5 protein-coding genes are annotated in these 5,043 nt (G+C 34.1%); 1 reads left to right on the top strand and 4 read right to left on the bottom strand.

What is annotated here, in order from left to right; all coding sequences use genetic code 11:
* On the top strand, positions 1–1,302 hold a 1,302-nt coding region (locus WBF61_RS06315; protein ID WP_424254918.1), incomplete at its 5' end, for a hypothetical protein.
* A gap of 74 nt (positions 1,303–1,376) precedes the next feature.
* On the opposite strand, the gene WBF61_RS06320 is transcribed toward WBF61_RS06315, so the two are convergent.
* The 4 genes from WBF61_RS06320 to WBF61_RS06335 all read right to left on the bottom strand — a co-directional run.
* Positions 1,377–2,201: an ABC transporter permease gene (locus WBF61_RS06320; protein ID WP_424254920.1), complete on the bottom strand. Its 825-nt coding sequence runs from the start codon at positions 2,199–2,201 to the stop codon at positions 1,377–1,379.
* On the bottom strand, positions 2,198–3,130 hold the full coding sequence (locus WBF61_RS06325) for an ATP-binding cassette domain-containing protein (protein ID WP_424254922.1): 933 nt from the start codon (positions 3,128–3,130) through the stop codon (positions 2,198–2,200). Before WBF61_RS06325 ends, WBF61_RS06320 begins: the two co-directional genes overlap by 4 nt.
* A gap of 200 nt (positions 3,131–3,330) precedes the next feature.
* The gene (locus tag WBF61_RS06330) at positions 3,331–4,224 is read right to left on the bottom strand and encodes a metallophosphoesterase (protein WP_424254923.1); all 894 of its coding nucleotides are present in this window, start codon (positions 4,222–4,224) and stop codon (positions 3,331–3,333) included.
* A 218-nt stretch (positions 4,225–4,442) separates the two neighbouring features.
* A partial coding sequence (locus WBF61_RS06335) for an SDR family NAD(P)-dependent oxidoreductase (RefSeq protein ID WP_424254924.1) occupies positions 4,443–5,043 on the bottom strand: 601 nt, incomplete at its 5' end.

The following is a 5,043-nucleotide window of genomic DNA, read 5'->3' on the forward strand; positions in this document are numbered from 1 at the left end:
ACGTATCACTTTATTCTAGAGATGTTAGAAAGTATAAAAGATAGTTTCCATTCTGAAAAAATCCATATCGGATTGGATGAAGCGTACGGTGTAGGTCTGGGTCAGTACTTAAATACCCACGATTACACTGACCGGTACACTCTAATCAAAGCACACTTAAATAAAGTAGTGGAAATGTGTCGAGAGATAGAAATGAAGCCTCTTGTTTGGAGTGATTTTATTTACCACACATTAGATAAAAAAAGTTTGTCTGGTTACTATCCTGTAAATGCAGAAATTGATTTTTATAAAGCTGCTACTATGCCTCAAGATATCACATATGTTTACTGGGACTACGGTGAATTTGAACCTACCAATTATAAGCAACGTCTGATTAACCATCGTCTATTTGCTGATGACATAATGTTTGCAGGTGGCATTCATATTTATGATTCTCTTACTCCTAATCATGGAAAATCATTAAAGACTCTTAATCCAGCTTTGATGACGTGCAAGGAGATGGGTGTTAAAAAAATAATGGCCACTACTTGGGGCGATAATGGTCAGGAAACATCTCATTGGAACGCTTTGCCAATTATGCAGTGGTATGCGGAACACACGTACAATAAATTCGTTACTGAAGAATTTGTTGCTACTCGTTTTGCTAGCTGTGTTCATCCAAACTTATACGATCAAATGATAGCAACTCGCTATTTAGACGAAGTGCCTGGCGTTGAGTTAATGAATCATTATATGGCAAACCCATCGAAATATTTGCTTTGGCAAGACCCTTTATTAGGTCTTTTTGATGCACATGTTGAGCAGTATCAAAAAGATAGAGATTTAGTAGCCCACTATGAAAAAATCAGAACTAGTTTTTCCTCTTCACTAAATACATCAAAAAATATTCTTCACTTAAATTTACTATTTTACGAATACTTGGCGACTGTTTTACAAGTAAAATCTACCTTTGGAATTGAACTAATTGAAGCCTACAAAAATAATCAGAGAACTAAATTAACTGAACTTGCCCATTCTCGTTTGCCTCTAATTATTAAAGCCGTTGAAGATTTACGCGATTGCCACCAAACGATTTGGATGACTACCTATAAACCATTTGGCTGGGAAGTCCTAGATAATCGTTATGGTGGATTGCTACAACGATTAAAGACAACTCGCCAAAAAATAGAGACCTATTTATCTGGAGAAATGAATAGAATAGAAGAATTAGAAGAAAAGAGGCTCCCTTTCTTATCTGGGACAACTCCCTTATCTATACATGTACCGGATTACACTACTATTGTTTTCTCAGGTTACCATTAATTGGTTTCATTTATCTGGTTTCTAATTATAACTTAACCGCCCACTAAACGTTTAGTGGGCGGTTTTACTTATTCTTATTTCCGAGCTAATGGATTACGAGAAATTTTATTAAAGTCAGCACGAACAAACGAATCTGTAGCTAAATATAGGAATAAAGCTCCAAAAATAGCGATGATACCCCCACTCATCCATGGCGTTATAATAAAGCCATTTAAATCAAACGCTAATCCTAATTTCAACCATCCTTCTTGAGATAATCCTCCTTTTTCTAACATAATTGTTCTGAAAAAGGCGGTTGTATAAGTCATAGGATTAAAATAAGAAACAAATTTAAGCACACTTGGTAAGAAATCTATCGGAATGTAGGCACCGGATAAGAATGTAAAAGGTAAAACAACGGCTTGCTGCACAACTTGAAAGGTAGAAGAGCTTTTTACCATTGAAGCTAAAAATAAGCCTAATCCTGAAAAAACTAAGCCGACTAACATTAAAGCAAATAAAACATATAGAATTGTTATCCAATTTTCAAATCTCAATCCTGTAAAAAAGCCAATAATTAAAATAAGAATTCCTTGAGCAGTTGCAATTGTAGCAGCTGATAATAATTGACCTAAGGCTACTTGAAAACGACTCGTTGGACTAACTAAGATTTCCTTCATAAAACCTGAAACCGTGTCATCAATTGTAGATGTAGCAATGTTCAATGATGTCTGAAAAACAGTTGCTACAATAATCCCCGCCAATAAAAATGCCGTTGGATCCTCGACTTGGTCTGTTTTAAAAATTGAGCTAAAGACATATAAGAAGAAAAACGGAATAACTAGGGAAGTGACAAGTTTAACTCGATCCCTTACAAAACCACGTATATTTCTTACCCAAAGCGCTGTAATGGTTCTCATTCTGACGTCTCCTCTCTTATTTCCTTGCCTGTAACTTCTAAAAAGACATCATTTAATGTTCCTTTTTTTATTTCTAAATCCTTTACGTCATTTTTGAATGGCTGCACAATATCTAGGAACTGTTGTATGGCGTCTATATCAACCTCTACAAAAAAATAATTCCCTTCTTTTTTATACAGAAGCTGTTCTCTTATTAGTACTTTCTCAAATGCTTCTGGATTAACCATTTGTATAATCGCCTTATCTTTTGTATACAGACGTTTTAAGTTTGCAGGAGTATCATCGACTACAATTTTCCCATTATCCATAATAGCAACATGATCGCAAATTTCTGCTTCATCCATATAATGGGTTGTTAAAAAAATAGTGATATTCTTTTCTTTTTGAAGTCTCGTAATGTATTCCCACATTTTATTTCTTGTTTGAGGATCCAGACCTGAGGTTGGCTCATCTAAAAATAAAACTTTTGGATAATGTAATAGCGCACGAGCAATCTCGACTCTTCTCTTCATCCCACCAGATAAACTTGAGACAGTTTTAACTTTCCACTCAAGTAAATCAACCAAGTCTAATACAAAATGAATACGATCTTTGACATCTTTTTTGGGAATAGCGTAAAAGACACAATGCATATTTAAGTTTTCATTCACTGTCATTTTTTCATCTAATGTTTGAGATTGAAAGACTACGCCAATCGTTTTTCGCACTTCATCTTTTTCTTTTGATACGTCTTTTCCATCTATTAATAATGTTCCTGATGTTTTTTCCATCATAGTAACCAACGTATTAATGGTTGTACTCTTTCCTGCACCATTTGGACCAAGAAATGCGAAAATACTTCCTTCTTTTACGTTAAAAGAAACATTATCAACCGCAACAAAGTCTCCATATTTTTTAGTATAATTTTTCACTTCAATAATTGGATTCATTTTTTTACCTCCTTTAATTTTTTCAACGCTCGACTTAAATTAGTTTAAAATTAAGTAAGCCCTCTTTTAAAAACAAAAACAACATGAACCAACTACTCACGCTGTTAATGAATTCTAACTATCAACTTTTTTTAGAATTAGATTTTTTTGTTTTTCAATCCATATCCTTAACAGATAGCAGCGACTACTTCATTTACTAGTTACCTGATATCAAAGGATTCGATTGGCTCTGGTCCTCTCATGACATCTCGTCCAATTGCCAAAACACCTTCTGAATCCACTTTAATTTTCCATCTGACCAATTGAATTTGTCCCTCAGTCAATTCGATACACGTAATAATGGTTGGATAGACACAGCATCCAGAATTAAAGTACGGAAGATCTTCACTTTTCGGGTATTTAAACCTATGCGTATGTCCGCAAATTAAAGCCATTTTATTTTTTTTAATCCACTTATTAAAATTTTTTTCAATTCTATGTCGTTTAGTAACATTTTTTACTGGACTAGATGGATTTCTTATCCCAAATCCATGTAAAAACTTCCAAAAATAGCGTATCGAAAGTTTTGTAAAGAAAGCAAATTGATCATTGGGTGCATCTCCTTGATGTCCATGGACGGTTAGTATCTCTTGTCCTGTTTCTAGATTTCTTAACACTAACGCTTCTATTGGTTTTAATCCTTTAAGGAAGTCAAAAAAAACTTCATTGTATTCGTCATAATTTGTGTAATAGTTTTCTTCTACATACTTTTTATTTTTTAATTTTAGATCGTGATTGCCATAAAGTCTAATTAATCGCCCTTCATCAAAAAAATCTTTAATGACATCAAATATTTCCCGATGAGCGTTCTTTGTGTATTTAAAATCTGAATACTCCAGTAACTCATCACCGTCACCTGCTTCAACATAAGTAAATCCGTTTTTGTAATAATAGTTCAATGCATGATGATAGATATTTCTATTTCGGGCAAACTCGTCTGACATACTTCCATTCCCTCTATGGACATCACTAAAAAAGATGTATTTCGAGTTCTCATTAAAATACTCTACTCGTGCGTTTTTATACGCTTCTGTTAATCGTCGGTTTGTAAACACTCTATCACCTTCTTTTTACGTAATTTATAGAATCCTATTTTCTGATATCTCCAGTATACGTTATCTCTTGTTAGAGTAAAAACGATAAGCTGTTAGCGCTATTTTAAACAGCCTTTTTAACAATCTTTTTTAACAAAAAAAGACCCTCTCTTTCTTTGATAGAAGAGAGAAGATCTTTTAATGTATTCTAGTTAACCATTCCTCTGTTCGAGAAATTTCTATTGAGCCGTATATCCTCCATCGATTGCTAATTCAGAACCCGTTACGTATTTTGATTCATCAGAAGCAAGATAAACGCATGCATAAGCAATATCGTTTGCATCTCCAACATATTTTAGAGGAATTCCTTTTAGCATATGTTCTAATATCTCAGGATTAGATAGTGAAACTTCAGACATAGCTGTTTTAATCGTTCCTGGATGAATTGAATTACAACGGATATGATCCGGACCGTAATTAACGGCTGTGTGTTTTGTTAACAAACGAGCTCCACCCTTTGAAGCTGTATAAGAAAATGCTCCACCAGAGCCAACTAATCCTGCAATCGATGAAATATTCACTATTGAACCGCTACCATTTTCTTTCATCACTGGTATCACTCGGTTGATACCAAGATAGATACTTTTCAAATTAATATCCATCACTTTTTGCCATTCAGCTTCATCTGTTGTTTCGGCTGTTTTAGTGTAATTGCCTGTAATACCAGCATTATTAATTAAAACATCGATTTTTCCAAATGATTTTTTAGCTTCTTGGCTAACAGTATCCCAATCTTCTCCGGAGGCAACGTTATGCTTTATTGCAAGAGCTTCTCCTCCA

It is taken from the genome of Carnobacterium sp. (assembly GCF_049673005.1).
GTDB lineage: Bacteria > Bacillota > Bacilli > Lactobacillales > Carnobacteriaceae > Carnobacterium_A.

Coding starts and splice junctions, on each gene's coding strand:
- WBF61_RS06320 (WP_424254920.1), bottom strand. CDS start 2,201: ATGAGAACCATTACAGCGCTTTGGGTAAGAAATATACGTGGTTTTGTA.
- WBF61_RS06325 (WP_424254922.1), bottom strand. CDS start 3,130: ATGAATCCAATTATTGAAGTGAAAAATTATACTAAAAAATATGGAGAC.